19 protein-coding genes and 1 pseudogene are annotated in these 23,793 nt (G+C 33.2%); 5 read left to right on the top strand and 15 right to left on the bottom strand.

What is annotated here, in order from left to right; genetic code table 11:
- Positions 1–50: 50 nt before the first annotated feature.
- The 4 genes from ACK3CR_RS04025 to pssA form a co-directional block, all read right to left on the bottom strand.
- Positions 51–1,247, bottom strand: a complete 1,197-nt coding sequence (locus tag ACK3CR_RS04025) for a lactonase family protein (protein ID WP_488974831.1) — start codon at positions 1,245–1,247, stop codon at positions 51–53.
- A 562-nt stretch (positions 1,248–1,809) separates the two neighbouring features.
- Positions 1,810–3,033: an MFS transporter gene (locus ACK3CR_RS04020; RefSeq protein ID WP_488974830.1), complete on the bottom strand. Its 1,224-nt coding sequence runs from the start codon at positions 3,031–3,033 to the stop codon at positions 1,810–1,812.
- Between the two features lie 516 nt (positions 3,034–3,549).
- Positions 3,550–4,035, bottom strand: coding sequence for a DedA family protein (locus ACK3CR_RS04015; RefSeq protein ID WP_019390504.1), 486 nt, complete (start codon positions 4,033–4,035; stop codon positions 3,550–3,552).
- Positions 4,022–4,558 carry a CDP-diacylglycerol--serine O-phosphatidyltransferase gene (gene pssA, locus ACK3CR_RS04010; protein WP_488974829.1) on the bottom strand — a complete coding sequence of 179 codons (537 nt, stop codon included), beginning with the start codon at positions 4,556–4,558 and terminating at the stop codon, positions 4,022–4,024. The genes ACK3CR_RS04015 and pssA overlap by 14 nt, the downstream gene beginning before the upstream one ends.
- 326 nt (positions 4,559–4,884) lie before the next feature.
- On the opposite strand from pssA, the gene ACK3CR_RS04005 reads away from it, so the two are divergent.
- A complete protein-coding gene (locus tag ACK3CR_RS04005) occupies positions 4,885–5,976 on the top strand; it encodes an AI-2E family transporter (RefSeq protein WP_488974828.1) in 1,092 nt (363 codons plus the stop codon).
- A 340-nt stretch (positions 5,977–6,316) separates the two neighbouring features.
- Here the strand turns inward: ACK3CR_RS04005 and ACK3CR_RS04000 are convergent, their stop codons facing one another.
- Together ACK3CR_RS04000 and ACK3CR_RS03995 are read right to left on the bottom strand one after the other, a co-directional pair.
- Positions 6,317–6,904 carry a TetR/AcrR family transcriptional regulator gene (locus ACK3CR_RS04000; RefSeq protein ID WP_488974827.1) on the bottom strand — a complete coding sequence of 196 codons (588 nt, stop codon included), beginning with the start codon at positions 6,902–6,904 and terminating at the stop codon, positions 6,317–6,319.
- Between the two features lie 205 nt (positions 6,905–7,109).
- Positions 7,110–7,931, bottom strand: coding sequence for a MerR family transcriptional regulator (locus ACK3CR_RS03995; RefSeq protein WP_488974826.1), 822 nt, complete (start codon positions 7,929–7,931; stop codon positions 7,110–7,112).
- 1,387 nt (positions 7,932–9,318) lie between these two features.
- Between ACK3CR_RS03995 and ACK3CR_RS03990 the strand changes: the two genes are divergently transcribed.
- Positions 9,319–10,542: a cytochrome P450 family protein gene (locus tag ACK3CR_RS03990; protein WP_328123951.1), complete on the top strand. Its 1,224-nt coding sequence runs from the start codon at positions 9,319–9,321 to the stop codon at positions 10,540–10,542.
- Between the two features lie 578 nt (positions 10,543–11,120).
- Here the strand turns inward: ACK3CR_RS03990 and ACK3CR_RS03985 are convergent.
- The 5 genes and pseudogenes from ACK3CR_RS03985 to ACK3CR_RS03965 all read right to left on the bottom strand — a co-directional run bounded on the left by ACK3CR_RS03985 (position 11,121) and on the right by ACK3CR_RS03965 (position 15,050).
- The gene (locus ACK3CR_RS03985) at positions 11,121–11,759 is read right to left on the bottom strand and encodes a helix-turn-helix domain-containing protein (RefSeq protein ID WP_488974825.1); all 639 of its coding nucleotides are present in this window, start codon (positions 11,757–11,759) and stop codon (positions 11,121–11,123) included.
- 178 nt (positions 11,760–11,937) lie between these two features.
- Positions 11,938–12,654, bottom strand: a pseudogene (locus tag ACK3CR_RS03980) (alanyl-tRNA editing protein).
- A gap of 13 nt (positions 12,655–12,667) precedes the next feature.
- Complete coding sequence (locus ACK3CR_RS03975) at positions 12,668–13,291, bottom strand: LysE family translocator (RefSeq protein WP_488974824.1); 624 nt, start codon at positions 13,289–13,291, stop codon at positions 12,668–12,670.
- Between the two features lies 1 nt (position 13,292).
- The gene (locus ACK3CR_RS03970) at positions 13,293–14,129 is read right to left on the bottom strand and encodes a TrmB family transcriptional regulator (protein ID WP_488974823.1); all 837 of its coding nucleotides are present in this window, start codon (positions 14,127–14,129) and stop codon (positions 13,293–13,295) included.
- A gap of 357 nt (positions 14,130–14,486) precedes the next feature.
- Positions 14,487–15,050, bottom strand: a complete 564-nt coding sequence (locus ACK3CR_RS03965) for a DUF6609 family protein (RefSeq protein ID WP_488974822.1) — start codon at positions 15,048–15,050, stop codon at positions 14,487–14,489.
- 490 nt (positions 15,051–15,540) lie between these two features.
- On the opposite strand from ACK3CR_RS03965, the gene ACK3CR_RS03960 reads away from it, so the two are divergent.
- Positions 15,541–16,023 (top strand): nitroreductase family protein, encoded by a 483-nt coding sequence (locus tag ACK3CR_RS03960; RefSeq protein ID WP_488974821.1) that lies wholly within the window; start codon positions 15,541–15,543, stop codon positions 16,021–16,023.
- Positions 16,024–16,237: 214 nt separating this feature from the next.
- Here ACK3CR_RS03960 and ACK3CR_RS03955 read toward each other — a convergent pair whose 3' ends face one another.
- Positions 16,238–16,519 (bottom strand): DNA-binding protein, encoded by a 282-nt coding sequence (locus ACK3CR_RS03955; RefSeq protein ID WP_488974820.1) that lies wholly within the window; start codon positions 16,517–16,519, stop codon positions 16,238–16,240.
- Between the two features lie 409 nt (positions 16,520–16,928).
- Here ACK3CR_RS03955 and ACK3CR_RS03950 point away from each other — a divergent pair, with 409 nt between their 5' ends.
- On the top strand, positions 16,929–17,549 hold the full coding sequence (locus ACK3CR_RS03950; protein ID WP_488974819.1) for a recombinase family protein: 621 nt from the start codon (positions 16,929–16,931) through the stop codon (positions 17,547–17,549).
- Between the two features lie 146 nt (positions 17,550–17,695).
- Complete coding sequence (locus ACK3CR_RS03945) at positions 17,696–18,589, top strand: LysR substrate-binding domain-containing protein (RefSeq protein WP_488974818.1); 894 nt, start codon at positions 17,696–17,698, stop codon at positions 18,587–18,589.
- A gap of 53 nt (positions 18,590–18,642) precedes the next feature.
- On the opposite strand, the gene ACK3CR_RS03940 is transcribed toward ACK3CR_RS03945, so the two are convergent.
- The 3 genes from ACK3CR_RS03940 to ACK3CR_RS03930 all read right to left on the bottom strand — a co-directional run bounded on the left by ACK3CR_RS03940 (position 18,643) and on the right by ACK3CR_RS03930 (position 23,278).
- Positions 18,643–19,632 carry an aldo/keto reductase family protein gene (locus tag ACK3CR_RS03940; RefSeq protein ID WP_488974817.1) on the bottom strand — a complete coding sequence of 330 codons (990 nt, stop codon included), beginning with the start codon at positions 19,630–19,632 and terminating at the stop codon, positions 18,643–18,645.
- Between the two features lie 205 nt (positions 19,633–19,837).
- Complete coding sequence (locus ACK3CR_RS03935; RefSeq protein ID WP_328125066.1) at positions 19,838–22,624, bottom strand: sigma-54-dependent transcriptional regulator; 2,787 nt, start codon at positions 22,622–22,624, stop codon at positions 19,838–19,840.
- A gap of 507 nt (positions 22,625–23,131) precedes the next feature.
- A complete protein-coding gene (locus tag ACK3CR_RS03930) occupies positions 23,132–23,278 on the bottom strand; it encodes a hypothetical protein (RefSeq protein WP_430238068.1) in 147 nt (48 codons plus the stop codon).
- Positions 23,279–23,793: the final 515 nt, after the last annotated feature.

Here is a 23,793-nt window from a genome sequence, read left to right as displayed (position 1 = left end):
AATTCCCAGATTGAAATTTCACTATTAAGATTTAGGGTGTTTTTCAACTGTTAAGAATCTACAAGAGAGGGGAGAATACAGACAGGACTTCCTGTTTGTACAACTTGACCTGTGAACATTAGCTTTCCATCTTCGTCATTTAATTTAAAAGATACTATTGTATCACTGTCTTCATTAGCAACAAATAGAAATTGACCAGATGAATCAAATGTAAAAAATCGCGGAGTTTCCCCCAAAGTTGGTTCCCAACCAACGGGCGAAAGTAACCCATTACTCTGATCAACTTTAAAAATAGCTATACTATTATGCCCACGATTTGATACATAAACAAATTTTCCTGATGGAGATGTGAAAACTTCTGCGCATGTATTATTAATAACACGTCCAGGTAAGGTTGAGAGTGTCTGCAAATGTACCAAACTTCCTTCTTGAACGTTAAAATAATATGTCGCTACGGTAGAGTCTAATTCATTAGCCAAATATAAGTACGGCAGAGAAGGATGAAAATCAACATGCCTAGGACCAGAACCTTTTCCAGTATCTACATATGGTGGATTGTTTACTACGAGTTTTCCCTGTTCACTATCAAGGGTATAAATGTACAATCTATTTAACCCGAGATCCGGTACTATAAAGAAACGCCCTGTTGGGTCTAAGGGGTTATGATGTGGGTGAGGTATACCTTGTTTAGCATATAAATTAACATTAGGGTCTTCTGTTCTCTCAGGAAGCTCCGTAAGATTACAGAGTTCTTTTAGGGACCCATCAACATTGATTGGGAGTACTGACAAAGTACCTGATATATAGTTGGAAACAACAATATATTGATTAGTAGCATCTACAACCAAGTGAACTGGATTTCTTCCTCCTGTAGATTGCTTATTAATAAAGGTTAATTTACCAGTTCTTTTGTCAATTTTAAACGCACTAACTTCGCTACAATCTCCATGAACCGTATATAAGAAATTTTTATTACGATCAAAGGTTAGAAAGGAAGGGTTAATAATATCTTTCACAAGCTGAATCTGCTCCCAATTTCCAGACTTATGGTTTACCTGAAATACATTAATCCCTTCTCCCCGTGCATTACGTTCCTTGGTCGTTCGGCATCCAACGTAGACAACACTTAATAAACTCGAAGGGTCTTTGATTATTCCCTCCTTTTTTCCTGAGGCCTTCATTCTTTCGCTTAATTCTGTTGATGAATATAATGTAGTAGAATCGCCATTAGAACTTATTAAAGACATATAATCACTCCAAATTAAACATTTTTTATTCTATGCAATCGTTAGTAATACAATTTACCTCCCCTTTGCTCTGAATTCTCATTTTCTACTCTAATCGATACACATAAGAAGTTTATTCCTCAACCCTTTGCAACAGTATGTAATATATTTTATCTAATATTAGAATGTTTGAAAAAATCGAAACAATTCATATTTGGATATGAATTTTAGGAATATCTATGTATTATTACTTTTAGATTTTTTTATTGATAGCCTAATTCTAGGTAATAAAGGTACTCTATATTTAGAGAAGAAAAAGCGTAAAATTGTCCGTATAGAACAACCAAAAGGTTTTATAATAAAGGCTATTCCAAACCTTATAGCAGCACTAATTTATATCGTTAATTAATATGTATATGATATATAAACCAAGTGAACATAAATATGTTACCACTAGTAAAGATGTATCAAAATGTCTTTTTTCACTTCTCTTTTTAGAAAAAGGAAGGGTATCAAATTATAGATAAAATAATTTGATACCCTTCCTTTTTCGTTTATTCAAACTCTTCTATAGCAAAATTTTCTACTTACTTTCAACTTCTCTTGTATTGTCCCCTTCACCGTAAACTTTTAACTTCGCTGTTAAAATCGTACACAACATAATTAAAACTGCAGATAGTCCGTAAACTCCAAACAGTGTAATAGAATTAACTATAAAACCAGAGACAAGTGTCCCGACTAATATGCCTCCCATTAACAAAGGAGTAATAACTCCATTTGTTCTCCCAATGTATTCTACCTGTACTTCTTTAATCATAAGGGTACTAAAGACAACCTGAAAGAAGGCTGTCGTAACCCCAGAAATAATGCGCACCCCAGCTGTTAAAAGAGGAAATATGGATAATACCTCGATAATGGTTATAATTGACCATAGAATTAACGTGCTTGTTATGACATTATTACGATGTTGCTCTACCCATTTTGTAATGGTAGCTGCTAAAATGCCACCAACAAGCATGCCTACTCCTTCGCAAGCTGCAAACCATTGTACGGCTTCTTTAGGTAATCCCAAACGCTCCATTGTGACAAATACATCTAACGGTTGGGTTAATCCTATTGCCACTCCTGTAAGAAGAAACATCCCAGCAATAAGACGCAAGTTTGAATGTTTAATTACATACTGGATGCCGCCTTTAAGATCCTCCATAGCTGATCTTTTTTCAACTGTTTTCTCTCTTGATGAAGGAGGTAAAAATAACTGAATAAAAGCTGCCAGAAGAAAAATTACAAACAATATAATGAGAGAGAACTGAAGCCCTAACTGGGTATATATAAATGTGCCAGCAATTGGGCCAAATATCGTAAATACAGACATAAGGCTTTGGGTAATCCCAATAGCTGCCCCAACTTGTTCGGCTGGTACATGTTTCCTAAATAATACAGAGGAAGAAGGCTGAGAAAATTGGCTAACAATTGCTGATACTACGGTAGCGGCGAATACAGCCTGCCATAAACCTAATGATACGAGAGCTAATATTACCACCATCGATATTGCACTCAATGTATCCCCTAATATTACAGTTTTTTTCGGATTCCAACGGTCAGCAAATGTTCCACCTATTAAGGAAAATACAAAAATCGGAAGATATTCAAGTGCCGTAAGTAATGAAACAGCTGTGGGATCATTATTGGTTTGGTTCATAATATAAAACAGCAAGGCCATATTCCTAATCCATATGCCGACTTGCTGTAATAAATCGGCTGTTGCAACAATTACAAAAACCCTATTTCTTAAAAGTTGATTCAATAGATAGACCTCCTTACGTTTCATTTCTATTCCACTGGTTATATCGATTAGCTAGCATGACCTCTATTATTATCATAATCATCCTTCGAATAGAGGTGGCTACCATAATCAAACCAAAGTATTGTGATTATCAACTACATACCAGGAAAGTGTAATCCACAAACTAGAAAGTCTTACACTAAAAGTTAATTTTGTTGCCATGAGAAATGAATATTCTCCATTCTAAAACAAAATTTTCATGAATAATACCTCTTGACTCTAAGTTCAGTTAACTAAACTAAATCAATTGACATATGATAAATACTATAAAACTTATCTGTTAGTTAAACTTTTCTCAGATACAATCAGTATCATAAAGTATACAGTTACCGTATAGTCAAGGAGGTATTCATGATTGAAGATAAAAAGATATTTTATACTTTTTCTAAAGATTATCCTCTTACCTCACATAAGGTGCATTATCAGAAATAAGAGAAGCACAAATCCTTTAATTGACAACGGACGTGTACTCTTTCTTTAATAAAGAATTCCTATCATCCTTCCAAACGTAATAAAAATAAAGCACCATAGAAAGGCACCAATTGCAGCGAATAGGGTATATGTCTTCAATTCCATCTTGCCAATACCTGAGAGGTAACACGTTACATGTCTGATTCCTGGAATGAAGTATCCAAATATCAGAGAATACGGTCCATACTTTTTTAGCCAATTTTCTACTTTCAGCATTCTCTTTTCTTTCAGACCAACCCATTTCCCGAATTTATCAATAAAAGGACGTCCTGCTTTTCTACCGATGAGATAACTAATCATCATACCTAACAACGCCCCAAAAAAGCTTACTATAATAGCAAGGGGGTAGTTCAATATGTCAGTATGAGTAAAGAAACCAACGATTGTCATCATCACTTCATCTGGTATAGGTAATCCTACAATTCCAAGAACTAGCATTAAAAAAATAGCGATGTATCCATAACCTGTAATAATTTCTTCAATTTGCTCCATTTTTAGACTCCAAACTTTCCATTGTATTTTTTTTGAAATGTGGGAATTTGATGTTGCTTACCATTAGATAAGAAAGAATACTTATCCCTACTACCACAAGTATTTGATTATGCATAGCACTCAATGTGACAAGACAAATTCCTGCAAGGGGAGTAGGCATTCCAATAAATGTAGAGATCGTACTTTGTTTAACATTAAATTTAGCGAGACGAAGTATACTACAAATACTATAAATTAACATGCATAAAACTCCGATGATGGGTAATTCATAAAGACATATATAATAGGCAAATATGGATGGAGCTACGCCAAAGGTAACCAAATCAGCCATCGAATCCAATTCTCTACCTATATCCGAAACAGTATTAAGCTTCCGGGCAATCATACCATCAAAGAAATCAAAAAACAGACCTATAAAAATAAGAGTTGCTGCAGTATAAATATCCTGAACTAATAATGAGTAAATGGCCAGGAGCCCACACAATAAATTACCAATTGTAATCATATTAGGTATATAAATCAAATATATTTAACCTCCTTTCTAATTAAATAATTAATATTTTAAAAAGAAATTATAAAAATCCTTAAAAAATAAACAGACCGTACGGTTTATGATAAACTAAATAACAAAGTTTTCAAACTATAAAGTTCTATAACTAGTTCCTCACATTCTTGAAATAAGGAATAAACAAAAGATTATTTCAAATAAGAGGGTGATGTTGATAAAAGAAGGAGGGTTCACTTTTAGTAAAGATAAGAGGATTACCTAATTTAAAGGTCATTTTTGACTCCCATTACTTATATTTAATCTTTCACACTGTCCCGTGTATCTTGTTAGGAGGAAATATTTTGTTTAAATCAAAATTGCTATTTTGGACGCTTGAATTCTTATTGATCGGTATCCTTATTTATGTTAGTACAAAGATTGCATTTTTATTTAATCCTATTGTAACTTTTGTATCTACATTGTTTTTTCCAATCGTTATTTCAGGCTTCCTTTTCTATTTATTAAAACCTATTGTTACATTTTTAATCAAAAGAAAAGTACCAAAGGTTATGGCCATTCTCATTATTTATCTTGTTTTTATTGGATTGGTTGGTCTTCTAATTGGAACAGGAGTACCATCGTTATTCAAACAGATTAACCATTTTGCAGAAGAACTCCCTGTTTATTTAAAACAAATGGATGAATTCATCAACAATCTAGTGAAATCAAGATGGTTTAAGTGGACAATGGAACAGGATTATATAAATGTAAAAAATATAGTAAATACAGTACAGAATTATGTTATGGAGATACCAACTGCTTTAACACATGGATTGGCTTCCATTCTAGGAATGGTTAAAAATATTACGGTAGTAATTGTGTTAGTTCCATTTATACTGTTTTTTATGTTGAAGGATGGAGATAAACTTCCAGGAGCTATTCTACGTTTTGTACCACGCTCATATCATGCTCCCGGTCTGAAAGTACTAAAAGAAACAAGCACAACGTTAGCTACTTATATACAGGGACAATTACTTGTCTGCATGTTTGTGGGTGTTACAAGCTTTATTGGCTATTTACTTATTGGTCTTCCTTATGCCTTTTTGTTTGCTTTAATTAGTGCTGTGACAAATATCATTCCATATGCAGGGCCCTTTATTGGTTTAGCTCCGGCTTTTTTCTTTGCATTAATTTATTCTCCACTTCAAGCCATTCTTGTTATAATTATCGTAATTATTGTCCAGCAATTAGAGAGTACTATACTTTCTCCTCTAGTAATTGGCAAGAAGCTAAATACACATCCGGTAACAATTATTACCCTTTTACTTGTTTCCGGTAATATTGCGGGTATCGTTGGAATGATATTGGCAATACCTACTTATTCAGTTGTAAAGACGATTATCTTGAATATTACTGCATTTATTAAATTGCAGAAAGTAAAGGTAAATAATTGATAAGGATTTGTTTTAATACAAGAAAAACAAAACTTAATTAGCTCCATCATATACAAGACATATATTCTTTAAAAAGATATTTTAAGAATTTTAGAGATACCAAACCCCTTTATACTTAAGGGGTTTATATATCTCAAGTTATCACTCCGCGATCAAGTTAACAGAAGTAAATACCCTTAAAATACAAATGTATGTTCTTTTTATCAATAGTTATTTTATATAATTTAATCCTTCTTCCAGTTTTTCCTCGGATATAGATCTAGAAGTCTGAATTTTTTCTATGTACTTAGAATAAATAAGATTTCTGAGGTTACTGTAATAAATGACATCAAAGTAAAGATTATTTTAAGCCCTCAATAAGTATTCTTGCAGACTCTTGATAGAGTTTTTTCTTGTCTTCATCTAAACTACCTTGAGCTGTAATCTCCAACCCATAGAATAGTGAACTCACTATCTGAGTAGTTAAATCTAAATTAGAAATTGACCAACTACCATCATGGTTTCCTTCTTCTAAAATGTTTCTTATCATCTTAGAATACTGGGTATCAATTTCAAGGATTCTTTCAATCACTTCTTTCGATTTAAAAGCACTGGCAAAAAATTCTTCAGCCACATGAATAAGGGGAGAGTTAAAATCCATTTGAAGTGAGAAATTAGTGAGATCATAAAGCTTTTCAATAGCATTCCTACAATGACTCTCTCTTTCTTTCCATTGATGTTCCCATTGAAGATAATCTTGTTCAATAATATATAAATAAAGAAATTCTTTTCCTTTAAAATGGTGGTAAAGGTTTCCCTTACTGATGTTTCCAGCTGTTAGAATCTCTTGTAGAGAGGTCTCCGAGTATCCTTTTTTAATAAATAATTCTCGTGCTACCTTTACTATCTTATCTTTTGTTTTTTTACTCGCCTCTGCCTGACGTGTCATGGTTGCTCTTCACTTCCTATCTAATTGTAGAATGTTATTCGTAGTAAATGCTTTCTATTTATTATATCGTGATATTCAGCAACGTGTATCTTCATAAAATTCTAAAGGTTTTTATATGTAAGTGTTACAATAAAAACCAATACTTACAATTAGTTCAAAATAAATAGTTCGTTTCAATTCATCTATACCCCTGTAGTTATTAATCTCACTCGATTTGAACCTGAAGGTGAATTTTTGTGATTTGATTGTCGAAGCCATCTACCATCATTTCATTAATCATATAGTCCTCATATGCATATTCGCCCACCTTTAGTCCCTTATTCTTAATAAATTCAATTATTCTACTATAAGCTACTTCAGCTTCCTCACCTTTTTGATATCCGACAACATACAGCCCTTTGGGTCTTATATGGGAGTCCATATCTTCTCTTCCATCTTTTATTTTGAGATAAAAATGTCTGTAATTATAGAAGTCCTTTTTTAATATTTGTTCACGTGCAAAAATGGCCCCAACTGAATATCCCATATCAACTTTATGTGATTGAGCATAATGAATAAGATCTGAAATAGCTGTAATATATTTTCGTTCAGGTAAATTTAATACCTTTTCTCCTATCATGAATTCCTCCTCCTCTAAATACTGAAGAGAAATTGAAGAAAAGTCAGTTTGCATAGCTTGCTCTACTAGTCCTACTTTCGTTTGTATAATCGTTTGAAGTTGTTGAAGTCCCTTGATTTTATTTTCAATTTCAATGGATTTTTCTTTAAGAAGATTAATCATAGTTCCTGGTGTTTTTCCCTTTAAAAGTAACTTTATTTCCTTTAATGGAATACCAACTTCTTTGAAGGAGCTAATAATTTGAAAGAGCTCAAATTGATTATAAGAATAATACCTATATCCGTTTTCTTTTTTAATTTCGGGGGATAAAAGGCCAATCTCGTCATAATGAAAGAGGGTTTGTTTCTTGACACGACAGAGGTGTGCAAATTCCCCTGTTGTAAAATATCTTTTTTTGTCTTCGATCATGAATATCTCCTTTACTATATGGTAACCATATACTTTATGCTGTTCATTGTAACGAAAAAAGGTTTAGTACACAATGAAAGTGAAGATAAAAATGATTTTACTATTAGACAAAGTGAGCAAGCCCAAGCCATCCCCACTATTTTTATCTTATTTAATTCCCTCTGCTATAGGAGTGTTTTATAAGCATTGATACTTTAGTAGATAGTTTATTTATCAGCCATGTGTTAGGGGCAAAAGCGCTAGCTGCTGTCAACATGATCATCCCCATTTACTATGTGTTTTATTCCCTCACACTCGAGATTGGAATTGATGAGGGAGCACTTTATTCTATTGGCCTAAGAGAAGGGAAAATAAAAAAGCTCGGAACGTTTCTGTTCATCCCCTGGTGATTATCATCATATTAGTAACGCTTACTTATCCTTACGCTTAGTCAATTGACCTAGCACTTGGGTCAACAGGCAAAATCCATCCTCTTGCATCCAGTTATTTCAAGATTATATCGCTATTAGTCCCTTTTTACATTGTAAAAAATATATTAAGTATTTTTATTCGTAATGATGAAAATCAAGGAAGCAACATATGCTACCGGGATTGCCACAATTCTAGAGTGATTTGTTCTACTGACTCATTTTTTAACTGGGGATATATTGGATAGGGAAACATATACTCAACTTAAAGGGTGGAGGGTTGAAATTATTCAGAATTAACTATATAATAAACCGCATGGTCGGTATTTTTTAACAAAGGGGGGTGATAAAAGAGAATCAAGTTGTAATTATAGGCGTAGACATTGCAAGTATCAATTGGCCATTTTCTTAAAACAAAAGGAATTAAATCCTCTGTTTAGGAGAGCTATCCGGATGGGAAAAATGCAGGAGCAACCTTTCTAGTTAATGCTAGTGCAACCAGAGTGTTAGAACAATTAGGGATAAGAGATAGGGTTTTACAAAATAGTTGGGAAACAAAGACTATTGGGAGAAGAAATATGAAGGGTTCCCTCATGCCTTTAAGTTATTTTATTGATGAGGAAGATAACAAACATTCTATTTTTTACGTAGCTAGCTCTTATTTAATAAACGCTCAGTCTATAAGGGGGACATTGAGGTGCATTATGGAAAAAGGTAAGAGAGATACATCAACGTGAAGATCTGTTATGACTATTTTTAATTTTGTATCCCTTATAAAAGGGTAACGACTGTTGGATATTAAAGAAATGCCCATTCTAAGCTTCCGTACAATAAATTGACTTGAAGTCTCCATATACTCAGCTTAGTTGAATAAATAGACTTTATGATTAATCATACGCGAAGGTGAACGAAAGACGTGTGATAAGAGTAATATAGATAAATTTTGAATTTTCTATTCTAGATATACGAGGTGTATTAACATGGAATATAAATTGTCAGAAGATTTTTTTCAAGATCCGTACCCCTACTTAACAAAAAAGAGAGAACACTCCCCTATACACATGTTAGAAGAACATGAGGGACAGAAAACTTGGCTTTTAACTAAATATGAAGATATTGACTATATTCTTACTGATCCTAAAAAGTACTCAAGTGACTCAAGAAAATTCATGTCTCCAGAAGAAAAAGCATCATTTTTTATTAGTAAAGAAATAGATTCACTATATGGAAATAATATGTTAGAAGTCGACCCCCCTGATCACGGTAGACTCAGAAAGTTAGTTCATAAAGCCTTTACTCCTAAAATAATTAAACAAATGGATTCTAGAATAAAGGAAGTTTCCCTTAAGTTAATAGGAGAAATTAAAAATAAAAAGGAATTTGATTTAATTAACGACTATGCTTTCCCTCTCCCAATTATAGTAATAAGTGAAATTTTAGGAATACCATATGAGGACCATCAAAAATTCCGAGTTTGGTCAAATACATTAATTAAATTTGATAGTATACTTCACTACCAAGATACTCCTCTTCTCCAAGAAATCCAGATTACAGCAAAAGAATTCACTGATTATTTATCAGAACTATTTGATAAGAGGCGTTCTAACCCACAAGAAGATTTAATTAGCAAACTTGTAAAAGTAGAGGAGGAAGGAGATTCTCTTTCTGAAAGTGAACTCTTTTCAATGGTTGTTCTTTTAATAGTTGCTGGACATGAGACAACAGTTAATCTAATAGGTAATGGGTTACTTACATTATTAAAAAATCCCGAAAAGATAGAAGAACTAAGACATAACCCTGACTTATTTGATGCGGCTGTGGAAGAATTACTAAGGTATGAAAGCCCAGTTTCAATGGATTCTCGTTTTGTAGCAGAAAATCATATTTACAAAGGGGTTCATTTTGAAAAAGGTGATCTACTGTTACTTTCTCTCGGATCAGCAAATCGCGATCCCGATGTCTTTAAAAATCCAGATCAAGTGAATTTTCATAGGGAATCAAACAAACATCTTGCTTTTGGAAAGGGGATTCATTATTGTTTAGGGGCTCCCCTAGCTCGGATGGAAGGTAAAACGGCATTAGAGCATTTCATTGAAGAACTTCCAGCAATAAGCTTTAAAGAACCTCAGCAAGAAGTAGATTGGAGAGAGACTTTATTGTTTAGAGGGATGAAGTCTTTATCCTTAGTATGTACAAATCCTTAAAAACCCTGAAGATAGATATTCCAAAATAGAATATTACAAGGTTACATTTCCTAAGAATTCAAAATGAAGATGGAAAAATTAAATAGGCTATGTTGATGTGCAATGGAAAACACTACTGACTCCAGACGGTAGTGTTTTCTGTTTTACGCTATATAAGATATTTATCTTTAGTTCACATAATAGCTTTTCTAGGCCGTAACATATAAAAGAGACCATTTGCATGAACTTTTTTACAAAAATAGCACCCAATTAATTGGGCGCTATTCCTATGTAAAAAGTATAGAGATTTCGATATTAATAGTAAGTAGTCTGTATTTAAATAATGAGATAAAGCAACTTTATTCAAATAAAAAAGGATATTTCTGATATGCCCTGCTTCCCTGTATTAGCCCCACCTACGCTAAATACTGTGACAGCCACGCATGCTATCCCACCTATCCTCAGTATAAATGAAAGCGATTACAAAGTAAAGAGAATCTTTAACTCTATGTTTTTAGATGTATATCCTATTCATTTCTAATTAACCTAATTTTTGTTATCGGTAGAAAGAATACGCTTGACTCTGGAATCAAGCGTATTTAATAGAGATGCTTAATATATAAACGTCTTAGATAAATATATAGAGCAAGGGCAATGAAAATTATAAATAAAAGATAATATAAGGAAAAGAAATTAACGGGGTCTTTTTGAATAATACTTATAGAAAAAAACGAAAAAGGAACCGATAAATAAGCCATCACAATTCTGGACACCCATTTTACATTCTTCAGCTTGATTTCATCCCATCGAATGGCCTTTGACTTTAATAACAAGAATCCAGCTATAAGAGCAATCACAAAAGGAAAGATAATACTTAAATTGACTTCCCCTTTTAAAATAGGAATAGATAAACCACCTAAGGATCCTACAGAACACATGAGTCCATATCTAAAAAAAGAATTTCCATCACCCTCAAGATTAAACTCACTAATGTCCTTTTTTATTAAAGAATCTTTATTATCAACTTTGGGTTGAAGTGTTGATGAACTTTTAATCAATTCATCTAGTGTTACCTTATATAATTCACTTAATCTAATTAGGTTATCCATATCAGGATAGCCCTTATTTGTTTCCCATTTATAGACGGCTTGTCTTGATACATTCATTTGTTGGGCCAGTTCTTCACGACTCATATTGTGCTGCTCTCTTAAATTTTTTAACTGTTCACCTACATTCATCTTCTCACCCCTTACTTCCACCTTATAACAACAAGAGGAAGATGACTATAAACCATTGGTAAAAATACGTAAACGATTGGTTTACAAGGTTTTAAAGCTTTACATAATGTTGATTAGAGGAAGTAAAAAGAACCGTTCATTATAATGAACGGTTCTTTCTTATAGTGAAATATAGTACTCAATCATTGAATGCAACTTCAATTCTCTTTGTGTTTTTACCTTTATTCTTAATTTTAATGAACGAAAACAATCCAATCTCACTTGTTGACTTTACATGGGTTCCACCACAGGCTTGTTCATCTAATTCACTAATGGCTACTAATCGAATTGTCTGAATAGACTTTGGAAGAAGATTAATCACCGTCTTAATGGAACCCGGGATGTTTTCAACCTCTTCACGCGGAAGACTACGAGTAGAAACCCTATGATTTTCTTCTATAATCTTGTGAGTTTCTTGTTCCATGGAAGAAAAATAGTCTTCTGATACCTCTTTTTCAAATCTAATATCAATTCTTGCTCGATTATCTTCATAAATCTCATTACTTGTCGCTAGCGCACCAAATTTATTGTAGAGGTGACCTGCAATTACATGTAAAAGAGTATGATACTTCATAAATCTGTAACGTCAGTCCCAATTGATTTGAGCCGTTACCTCTCCCACAGATAAGTTTGTAGCATCTTCTAGGTAATGAACAATTTTCCCTTGCTCTCTTTTTACCTTTATAACTTTGAATTCGGCTTTTCCTTGCTTTAAAATCCCTGTATCAAAGGGTTGTCCTCCACCCGTTGGGTAAAAAACAGTTTGCTTTAAAATCACTTTATTCTCGTTAATCTCTTCAATAAAGGTTTCACAACTCGTCTGATAACTGTTTTCTAGAAATAATTCTTGTTCCATGTATGGTTCCTCCTTATGAGTGAATCGTTGAATACACGATAAAAATAGCAAAATAAATTAAGATAGCACCTAAACAGCGATCAAACCAATGATTATATCTCTCATAAAAGCTTCTAAATTTTTTATAAGAAATAACGCTTGAAACAAAGGTAAACCATAGGGCAACAGCTAAGATAATTTCTGTTCCATAAATCCAACGTATCCAGCTGGCTGTATCTGATGAAATAAACTGAGAAAAAATACTTAAGAAAAAGAGTGCAGCCTTCGGGTTTAATACATTACAAATGAAGCCTTCACGGAAACCTTGTTTCACACTTTTATCCGTGTTCACTTTTAATCCCATTTCATTTTCTTCTTTATTTTGTTTAACAGAACGAATCGCATGAAATCCTAACCATAGTAGGTAAAGAGAACCAGCTAATTTAATAACGATAAATATGCTTGGGAATTTTTCAATAATATAAGTAAAACCTAAAATCGTATACGTTACATGAACAAACAGAGCCGAAGCAATGCCTAAGGCTGTTGCAATCCCTATACGTCGCCCAAAGCCTAAACTATTTTTCATCACAAGAAAAAAGTCTGGTCCAGGAGAGAGACCAGATAGAATGCCGATTAAAAATATTTCAAAAAACATATTAGCTCTCTCCTTCGTTGTCCTTTTTATTTAAAAGTTCATTTGTCACGATATAGAAAAGATCTGAATCATTTCTCCAAATTTGATTTCTTTTTTCCTCTGAAGTGTGTTTGCTCATGACTTTCATCATAATATCGTGGCGAATATATTCTTTAGCTAATAACACTAGCATCGGGTCTTGTGTATGCACGGCTGATGGAACAGTGTCTTTCGAAAAACCTGCAATCATCACTTCCTTATTGTCACAAATCACAATGGTTAAACGTTGATTCATACGCTGCTCTTCAATGTTGGCAGTAGAAGGATGGTGATAAAAAGCTCGTCCAAAATGATGGGTAGGCTGACAGTTAAATAAAAGTGAGTACAATTCGACATCGGATTCTGTCGCTTTTTTGGCATATGGCTCTATTTCATGTAACTCCGAATCCCATATGGATAACCATACTTCATGTTTAGCCTTTGAAATAAGGTCATTCATTCGCTCAATCACAGCTGATCTTTCCTGAATATGACGAATCACATGAACTTCCGGTGGATGTTGAATTTGTTCAAGATTGTCTTGTAAATAATCAAACGTTTCCTCTTTCTGTTGTCGCAAACGTCCAATAAATTCTTTTGGTGGTACTGGTGTATAGGTCAATGGATCAGAACGGACTTCGTTTATAGCACCGTGCGCAACCAACTTATTAATGGCTTGATAAATCATAGAGCGTGGAACCCCACTCTGCTTGCTGATCTCATAACCAGTGAGAGGTGATTGTTTCAATAGTGATAAATAAGCTTTACTCTCATTTTTTGAAAAACCAATTTCCATTAGATAATCAATTAACTTTTCCATAGCAGGCCTCCTAGTTGTAAGTACCCTTACAACTATAGTATAAAGTAAAAAAAATAGCAAATTCTTTAAAAGTAGATGCTTTTTTCTATGCTATCCACTCTTGATTTTTAGTTAACATAACACTATTTATAGGTAGTAAAAAGGCACAATTTCGTTAATTCCCAACGAAATTGTGCTTTTTCTTTTTATAATAGTTATTTATCTAATAATCATTACAGGACAATGTACTATTTTCGTTACTTTATGACTGACAAACTGTCCTTCCTATATATAATAAAGTATTTGAGACATCCTTACTCCTTATGGTAGCAAGGCAAAGTCTCATATAATATTTGCCTCAATTCTTGGTCTAAATAATCAAATGTGTTTTGAAGAAGAGTCTCCTGAACTGACATTGATAGTTCGCTTTATGGTTATCATTTTCAACCCAATAAGTAATTTTAAAATACCATCTACCAATGCGAAGAAGATAAAAGGAACACTTATGAGTAATATTCCAATCACACCATTAATTATGGTTAGCGTTCCTAAAAGAATCATCATTTTTCCTTGAGAAAAATAAAAGCCAAAGAAATGAATACCAACTGCGATAAATATACTTAACCAAAATAGTCTTAAATCATCAAAACCTATGATTATCCCACAAGCTGTACATAAAAGTACATTTAATACTGTAGATAAGTTATCCATTCTATCCTGAAACTTTGTGTTTTTCCCAAATGCCAATTTTTGATTAACAAAAGGCAATATGAATATACTAAGAAAACCTATAAAATAACCTATCCCTAAAATGAAAGGTTGTAATAATAAATGATCTCCTACAAGAGCTGAAAAAATAATGATAAAACCTATGTAAATTAACCATACTCCACATGGTCTTTGAGTATTAAACTTGCTTTTTTTATCATTAAAATTTGGCAAAAGCGCCGCCACCTCCATTATTTAGAGAAGAAGATATAAATAATTTTAGCATATTTTTCCTAAAACAACATTGAAAAGTAATGTGATTCTCCTTGTAAGATCCACTGTTTTTATACTTGTAAATATCTCAAAAAAGAACGGTTTAACAATACATAGCTCTCTTCTCACTATTTTGGATTAACTTAAAAAAACACCAACTAATGAGGTACGATGACCAATTAATTTATAAAAATCCAGGTACTTCTCCACTAATAATTTACCGCAATATAGGTTTGTGAAGTATTTTGGATTAAACTTTAAAGCTATGGCTCCACTAACTGATTTAAGATAAGAGTCTTCAGTAGATGTGTTCTGTCTTATAGCTAGAAAAGATATAAATAAGAATAATAATTATTTGAATTTTTTAAATTTTAAATTTATAATCCATTAGGAAACCAATTATATTGTTAGAGTCCAGTCATTATTAGAATTGTAATGGAGGTATTATATTATGAGTCACTCTCGGGCAACAACTTCTCCTATTAATCAAGTGTTTTTAGACAGATGGTCTCCCCGTTCCTTTTTGGAAAAGGAAATTTCTGATGAAGTTTTATTTAGTCTCTTTGAAACATCTCGTCAGACCCCATCTACTTTTAATCCCCAACCTTGGGAATTTATTTTAGCCCGAACTCAAGAGGATCGTGAAAAATTCTATTCTTTCATTGTTGAGGGAAATCTTGCTTGGTGTCAGAAGGCTCCTGTTCTTGCCTTAATTATCTCAGAGATGAATAATGAAAAAGATTTTAATAAATCTCACTCCTCTGATACTGGGGAAGCATGGGTTTATCTTTTACTTGAAGCCACGAAGAAAGGACTTATAACTTACCCAATGACAGGATTTAACTTTGAATCTGCCCGCAGGATTCTCAATATCCCGGAGAAATATGCAATACATGCATTAGTAGCAATAGGATACCAAAATAAAAAAGAGTAATTTCCAGAAATAAACCAACAAAGGGAAAAGCCAAATCTAAGGAATGAAATAAAGAAATCTCTTTTTGAAGGAAGTTTTGGCCAACACATTAAATAGTTTATTCGTTTTATAGAAAATTCAATAATGATTAGTTACCATAATATAAGTTATCAGAATTTATCACTAAAACAGAGAAAGCATTTGATTTTTCAAAAGATCACATGCTTTCTCTGTTTTATCTCTTATAAATATCGTTAGAAGATAACCAATCTATGAATTGTTGATAAGGATAATATGTAGTCCCTTTAAGCTCTATTCGAGGAGCACCATTATATTTGTTTAACAAATCTTCGACTTCGCCCTTACTTAGATTAAAATAAAGATGTAAATCTCTTTCTTTAATTAAATGAGGGTAACTAGATTTTTTTGGCGGTTTACTAAAATTCTTTAAACCATCTCCTATAAAATATCCAAAGGCAGCTAAACCCACTGCAATCCAAAAGAAACTTATATCCACGACACATACCTCCAAAAATTACCATAATAACATTCTATCAGAAATTAAATTATAAAGCACCATTTATATCCAGGTTATTTCTAATTAACATAAAACGAGCTCCAGGTAAAAAAAACTCAAACCTTTTTAACAAAAAACAATTCGGTTAATTTTCACATTCAAAAACACATAACGAGCACATCCATTAATTACCTTTCCACTCTACAAAAAGTAAATAGGACCATACAGTTCGCAAAGCGCACGTTCGTAAAAGTTTACTTTTACGGCCATTTATTTTTGATTAGAAATCTAGCCTTTTTAATGTTCGTTTAAGTTTAAAATTAAATTACGGACGTCCTCTGAAATACATATACTTTAACGAACGTATTTGATAGAATAATAGGGAGAGAAACACAAAAGGAGTATAAAAATGGAAAATAGAAAATTTGGATACATACGCGTAAGTAGTCGAGATCAAAATGAGGGTCGTCAACTCCAATCCATGGAGGAAGCTGGAATTTCTCCTCGTGATATTTTTCTTGATAAACAAAGTGGAAAAAACTTTAACCGGGAACAATACCAATTAATGAAACGAATGATGCGTAAAGGAGATATTCTTTATATTCATTCTCTAGATCGCTTCGGCCGTAATAAGGAAGAAATTTTACAAGAATGGAATGCCATTACAAAAGAGATTGAGGCAGACATTGTGGTCTTAGATATGCCCTTGTTGGATACCACTCAATATAAGGATAGTTTGGGAACCTTTATTGCAGACTTAGTTCTCCAGATTCTTTCTTGGATGGCCCAAGAGGAACGGGATCGTATCCGGAAACGTCAGCGAGAGGGCATTGATGCTGCACTAAAAGGTGGTATATCCTTTGGACGTCCTAAAGCTCAGGTTAACCCAGAATTTATTGAAGCTTATAACCGATGGAGAAATAAGGAGATTACAGCTGTACAAGCCATGAAAGAGGCTAATGTTAAAAAGACAACCTTTTATAAATTGGTGAAGCAACATGAAAGTACTTTTAACAAGGAACATATATAATAGAAGAAACTCGTCAAAAAAGCCTTTGCTTTTGTTAGAATAGAATTACGTTTTTTAGGAATTCAATAGTAAAAAGGCATTGTTGAATCAGAAAAAATCAAAATTTCAGAGAATCTGATTGAAATTTTATAGAGAGGACTTAAAAAATGGATCTGAGACAAATACGTTATTTTATCATGGTTGCTGAAGAACTAAGTTTTAGTCGGGCAGCTGAACGTCTTAACATGGCACAGCCTCCATTAAGTCAAGAAATTCGTAAATTAGAAGAAGATTTAGATGTTACGCTTTTTCATAGAACCAAAAGACAGGTAAAACTTTCAGATTCGGGGAGAGTATTTTTAGAAGAAGCCCGCCGTACGCTTTTTCAAGTAGAAAGAACGATTAAAGCAACACAACTTGCAGATGACGGAAGAATAGGTCATTTAACGATCGGTTTCGTTGATTCTACTGATAGTGTTATTGATATCATTAAAAAGTTTCGAGAAGGTTTCCCTAAAATTCATCTTGACCTGCGTGAAATGACAACAGAACAGCAGTTAAAAGCACTATATAAAAAAGAAATTCACGTAGGGTTTATCCGTTCCAAACAACATAATGAGATACTGACCTCAGAAATTTGTTGTGATGAGTCATTAAGCTTGGTTTTGCCTGAAAATCATCATTTAGCCTCGCTTCCCAAAGTTCCCATTCATTTATTAGCCAATGAACCATTTATTATGTTCCCACGTCATCTAGGTGCAAAATTTTATGATTTAATTACCAGCTACTTTTGGGGTCATAATATAAGTTTAAACGTGTTTCAGGAAGCTATTCAAATGCATACAATTGTTAATTTAGTCGCAACAGGAATGGGAATCTCGGTGGTTCCATCCTCAGTAGAAAGCATAAAACGATCAGGAATTGTTTATAAAAAAATCCAAGAAACTACACCAAAAGTAAATTTATATATTTCATGGAGACAAGATGAAAAGTCAACTGTCGTTAATCACTTTTTAACGGTTGCAAGAGAAGCATATTTAAGTTCTCAGTCTAAATCATGAAAATCCAGCCAGGTTCGGCTGGATTAAAAAACTAAAAGACAGACTTAAAAACTTTAACCTGTTTTACTCTGATCGTACTCAACCAGATCACCTAAAATTTCATCAATCTGATTCATAATCTCAGTTTCAAGTTTCACCTCAGATGCTAAAGCATTCTCCCTCACCTGTTCAGGATTAGAAGCACCAATAATTGCTGCAGAAACGTTCTGATTTTGCAGTACCCACGCTATTGCAAGCTGAGCAAGAGTAAGATCAGCCTCTTGTGCCACGGGTTTAAGCTTTTGGATTGCCTCTAAAATATTATTACTCATCCATCTTTGCACAAGGTTTCTAAAAAAAGGCTTTCCAGCAGCTGAGTTAGCCCGCGAATCCATCGGAGGTGATTCACCTGGAAGATACTTTCCAGTAAGGATTCCCTGAGCCAAAGGCGACCATACTACCTGTCCAAGTCCTTCACGCTGGCAGGTTGGTATTACATCACTTTCAATTATTCTCCATAACATAGAGTATTGAGGTTGGCTGGCGATGAGAGGGACATTTAACTCTCGCGCAAGCGCTGCCCCTCGAGTGATTTGTTCTGCTGTCCACTCACTTACACCAATATAGTGCGCCTTACCCTGTCTTACTAAATCTGCGAAAGCTAACATCGTTTCTTCCAGAGGTGTAGTGGAATCAAACCTGTGTGCATAGTAAATATCAATGTAATCCGTTTGTAAACGTCGTAAAGAGGCGTTGCAGTTTTCTAAAATATGTTTACGTGATAATCCTCTATCGTTTTGTCCAGTACCAGTCGGGTGACATACTTTCGTACATAGTTCAATGCTCTCCCGCCGAATCCCTTTTAAAGATCTGCCCAGTATTTCTTCAGCTTTAGTGTCTGAATAAACATCAGCAGTATCAAACGTCGTAATCCCAACATCAAGAGCAGCTTTCACGCAATCATGGGCAGTTTCTTCATTTATCTTACCACCATGATTAATCCAGTTTCCGTATGCAAGTTTACTAATTGTTAATCCACTATGACCAAGTTTACTAAATTCCATAACAATATCCTCCTTTTAAAAATGATACCTTCATTATAAAAAGAGGTCATTGATATGTATAATATATATTTTTAGATAAATATATATGTATTTTATATAACTAAGTTTTTTAAAATTAATAAGTTCTGATTCTAGTGTAAAAACCTCAAAACAATTGTACCTCTAAAGCTTAGTCATACTTGTAATATTTATTCACTTCGTGCTATTATATTTCTTCTGCAAAAATAGTTGCGATAAATAACTTTTCATCTCTAGTTACCTTGCATCCAAGTTTTTTTTCAATTGTTTGTAACGTTTTTCTCGTTTTTTCATAAATTTTTTCTAGATTATCATTGATTTCTTCATCCTCTGGAAAAGCAATTGGTTCATCTTTAATCATTCTTTCAAAAGCAAAAGCTGTATGCATAATGATTCTAATAATGGCTGTATTACTTAATATAATACCTAGTTCATCTTGCATATTTTTTACCCACTCTAGTAATACTGTGGTTATATGATAAGGATTTAAAAAAACAAGATGCTGTCTTAAGTTCTCCTCACAAAGTTCACTTACCACAATATTGGATTTAATTGATCGATTGTTACTGTGTATTTTTCCCCTTGTAATTGCCTGTTGAATGATTCGTTCTCCATCCCCTTCAATAAGAACTTCTAAGGAAATATGAGGAGCATTAATTTTAGGATCTTTAGTTCCTGCCGTTGCTATAACCTCATACTTTTTTTGGATTTCTTTAATATTACTTGCTAACTTAATAGAAGAAACAGTCAGTACTCTAATAGGCTCAGAAGAAACTTTATTTATGATTGCCGTTAGGATTTTCTCCAACTTTTTGGCAGTTCCAGCTCCTGTGGTACAAATAGAAACTAATACTTTCTTTTTTTCGGAGATATCTGCTTGGTTGTCTAAAAACTCCATAAAGTCCTTCTGTACTGAATCATAAATGGCATATAAATTTAAATCTAAATAATTTACCTTTCTAACAGTATCCAGCACCATAGAAGTAGTGACATTACTCATAGTTTTTATTTTAATACCTGTTTTTTCTTCTAACTGATTTTCTAGCATAGCAAGTGAACCCATGTCTACAAGCATTAATACACCTTCGCCTTCATCAACTTTTTTAATTCCCTCAGTTAAGTTAGCGAGAATTTCTGATGGGGATAGATTCAACGGCACATCGATGGCTACGATAGGAGTTCCCCCCAAGAGTTCAGTTGCTACTTCAACCATGGAACTTGCAGTACTGTTCCCATGTGCAGCCACCACAATCCCCACTCTTTTATTCTCTTCTAATGACTTGATAGATTGCATAACCATTGTTAAATATATAACTTCTATTTCTGGAACGACTACGTTAAAAAACTCCTGAATCTTATTTTTGAAGATCAATGCAACCTGATATTCTTTCAAATATGTGTTGCGGATTTCATCTGTTTCCTGTGCACTTAATACATCAATCTGTTTTCCCCGTTTCAAAAATGCATCAATATGCATACTTAAAAAATGAATGAATTTACGATCAAACTTGCAGTTTAATTCTTTTTCAGCCACCTGTTTTAAATCCCTCGTAATTTGAATAACGTCATCTTCAACGAATTTCAATAAATTGGAGTTTTGAAAAGTCTTTTGATTAAAAAAACTTTTAATGTTCAGTTGAATATCTGTTAAAATATACTGATTTATCTCTGTTTCAGATAAACCCTCATTTTTTAAAATTTTTACTTTTTCTTCTATTAAATGATATAAATTAAAAGAAAGCTCATCATCTATTTTTGTCATTTCGTCTTCTACAACAGGAGAAATTATGGTTTTAATATTTACATATTCAGATATCATTTTACTTCTTTCAATATTGTTACTGCTTGAGATCCAATCCTGTTTTATTTCATCTGGTAAATCCCTAACACTTAGTTCCACTACATTTTTATTGTTTAAATTGTTTAAGAATCCATGAGCACAGGCTAACTGAACATTGGACTTCAATTGGCCTACATTTCCGAATTTTTCTGTATGTATAAGGGCATTTAATACATCAATGTGCACACTTAGATTTTTATTAATCCGTTCTGCCTCTTTTCCTAATAAAAAAGTAGTTAATCGTATCTTTTCCTTAAGAGATCGTTCTTCTAGTGAAGGAATATGAATAGTCATCGGAATTCTTCTTAAAAAAGTTTTTAGTAAGGATGACCCGGGATTTTCAGTTGTGGCACAAATAATTAATACCTTAGATGTTCGTCTATGATCAGTCTCTCCTAAACGATTATAAGTACCCTGATCAATAAGATAGAAAAGCATTTCTTGGCCTTCAGGAGGGAGCCGATGTATTTCATCCATAAACAGAACGCCCCCGTTAGCTTGCTCTACTAAACCAACCTTATCTCCGTTTGCCCCAGTAAAACTCCCTTGTTTATGACCAAATAATTGAGAAAGAAGTAATTGAGGGTTGTTATAGTAATCAGCACAGTTAAATGTAATAAAAGGGGCGCCTGGTTTTAACCTTTCTGAATATAAAGCGAACTGGTATATCCGATTTGCAAAAAGGGATTTACCTGAACCCGTTGGCCCCAACAATAGCATATGTAAACCATTTGGTGGATATAAGACAGCTGCTTTTGCTTGGGAGATCGATTTCTTTAAGCTACCTTTTGCACCAATCATTAGTTCAAAAGGGTTGATTGAAATAGTTTGTTTTTTTTGATGATCAACTGACTGTTCAAGCAGTTCCACTTCCATATCCTCCAGATTCCATTTTTTACGAAAGATATCCTCCACAACCTCTACTGGCACATAACGTACAGGGAATGTCTTAATTTTAATTACCTTTTGAGCTCGTACGAGATTGTTCAATTCAAAGCTTATATTGGATCTCTCCATTTCCAATTGTTCGGCAATTTCCTGTGCTGATGATCCTTGTTTACTCAATAATTCATCTAACGTAAATTCATGAAAATTATTTAGTAACTGGTGGTATACTTTATCAATTCTTCTCATACATATCATCCTTTTTCTTTCTGATTAGAAGCCCATATATTTTCACACTAGAAAAAGTCAATCCATATAGGACAAGGTTTTCAATGCCAATTTCATTCCTTCTTGATTATTAATTGCTACAGAAAAATCCGAATATTCCTTCAATTATTGGGATGGATTTTCCCTTGCTATCCCTGGTCCAACATATTCTATCCTGTCTATGTCACTAAAATTATAATCAATTACCAACACTTCTTTAGATCTTATTGCAAAATAAGTCTCGAGCACTTTTATACCTAACACTTTTGATGTCTTATTAGAGGTAATTCCAAGTACGTATCTTTCGAACCTTAACAATAGATATAAAAAAAGAACTATTTAATTTATATTCTAGTTCAGAAATAAGACTAGGGTTCCCTATATATAAAACTTTACGGAAGCAGTGAGTGGGCCACTTGCATTAGAAAACGCCAATAATCATTGATGGCTTGGACTCACTTTTTGATGTAGATTGTTAATCAATATATTCTATGAAATTAATGCTGATAAAAAGTCGCCAATGAAGATGGTACCTGCCCCTCTTGTATTTTGAACAACTACCTTATTCTTCAAATAAATAATGGCACCACCGTTGCCATTATTTATTTTTAAAATTAAAAGCAATTTCAACATCATTTTATGTCAACCGTTTCCATATGTCAATATTCCCATGTCAACCGGTTGACATTCAATCTAAAACTTTCATAATCCACTTCTTGGTTATCTATATTTCTCAAATTTTAATTATAACTCCTGCTGTAAATAGTAAATGATTGAATTATCCCTTTACTCTCTTTTTATAAATGATTGTTTGCTAATAAACATTCTTTGTCATTTTAGTATCAATACGTTTCATTTAAATAAATGGTCAATGGACGATATAAAAAAGGAATAAGTAAGTACATCTTCCTCTATCCACAGCTATTCGTTTTGAAAAACGATCTGTTTTTTCCCTTATTCAATGCCTGCTTCTGAGACACAATATAGAGATAAGAATTAATGGGATAATAGATATTGCTTATACAGCCATGACTTGACTCTTGTAAACTGGCTCCATACTATTAATATCCAAAGTAGCAATATAGAAGAAGATAATTATAGTAACACTAATTTGTTAATTTACATCAATTACTTTATTTCAAGTCGAATCC

The organism is Priestia sp. TRM10, assembly GCF_057808375.1.
This window is presented reverse-complemented; position numbering and strand designations above follow the sequence as displayed.

Excerpts from the sequence above, each read along its gene's own strand:
- ACK3CR_RS04025 (WP_488974831.1), bottom strand. The coding sequence starts at position 1,247 with ATGTCTTTAATAAGTTCTAATGGCGATTCTACTACATTATATTCATCA.
- ACK3CR_RS04015 (WP_019390504.1), bottom strand. The coding sequence starts at position 4,035 with ATGGAGCAAATTGAAGAAATTATTACAGGTTATGGATACATCGCTATT.
- ACK3CR_RS04000 (WP_488974827.1), bottom strand. The coding sequence starts at position 6,904 with ATGACACGTCAGGCAGAGGCGAGTAAAAAAACAAAAGATAAGATAGTA.
- ACK3CR_RS03995 (WP_488974826.1), bottom strand. The coding sequence starts at position 7,931 with ATGATCGAAGACAAAAAAAGATATTTTACAACAGGGGAATTTGCACAC.
- ACK3CR_RS03990 (WP_328123951.1), top strand. The coding sequence starts at position 9,319 with ATGGAATATAAATTGTCAGAAGATTTTTTTCAAGATCCGTACCCCTAC.
- ACK3CR_RS03985 (WP_488974825.1), bottom strand. The coding sequence starts at position 11,759 with ATGAATGTAGGTGAACAGTTAAAAAATTTAAGAGAGCAGCACAATATG.
- ACK3CR_RS03975 (WP_488974824.1), bottom strand. The coding sequence starts at position 13,291 with ATGTTTTTTGAAATATTTTTAATCGGCATTCTATCTGGTCTCTCTCCT.
- ACK3CR_RS03970 (WP_488974823.1), bottom strand. The coding sequence starts at position 14,129 with ATGGAAAAGTTAATTGATTATCTAATGGAAATTGGTTTTTCAAAAAAT.
- ACK3CR_RS03960 (WP_488974821.1), top strand. The coding sequence starts at position 15,541 with ATGAGTCACTCTCGGGCAACAACTTCTCCTATTAATCAAGTGTTTTTA.
- ACK3CR_RS03950 (WP_488974819.1), top strand. The coding sequence starts at position 16,929 with ATGGAAAATAGAAAATTTGGATACATACGCGTAAGTAGTCGAGATCAA.
- ACK3CR_RS03945 (WP_488974818.1), top strand. The coding sequence starts at position 17,696 with ATGGATCTGAGACAAATACGTTATTTTATCATGGTTGCTGAAGAACTA.
- ACK3CR_RS03940 (WP_488974817.1), bottom strand. The coding sequence starts at position 19,632 with ATGGAATTTAGTAAACTTGGTCATAGTGGATTAACAATTAGTAAACTT.
- ACK3CR_RS03935 (WP_328125066.1), bottom strand. The coding sequence starts at position 22,624 with ATGAGAAGAATTGATAAAGTATACCACCAGTTACTAAATAATTTTCAT.
- ACK3CR_RS03930 (WP_430238068.1), bottom strand. The coding sequence starts at position 23,278 with ATGATGTTGAAATTGCTTTTAATTTTAAAAATAAATAATGGCAACGGT.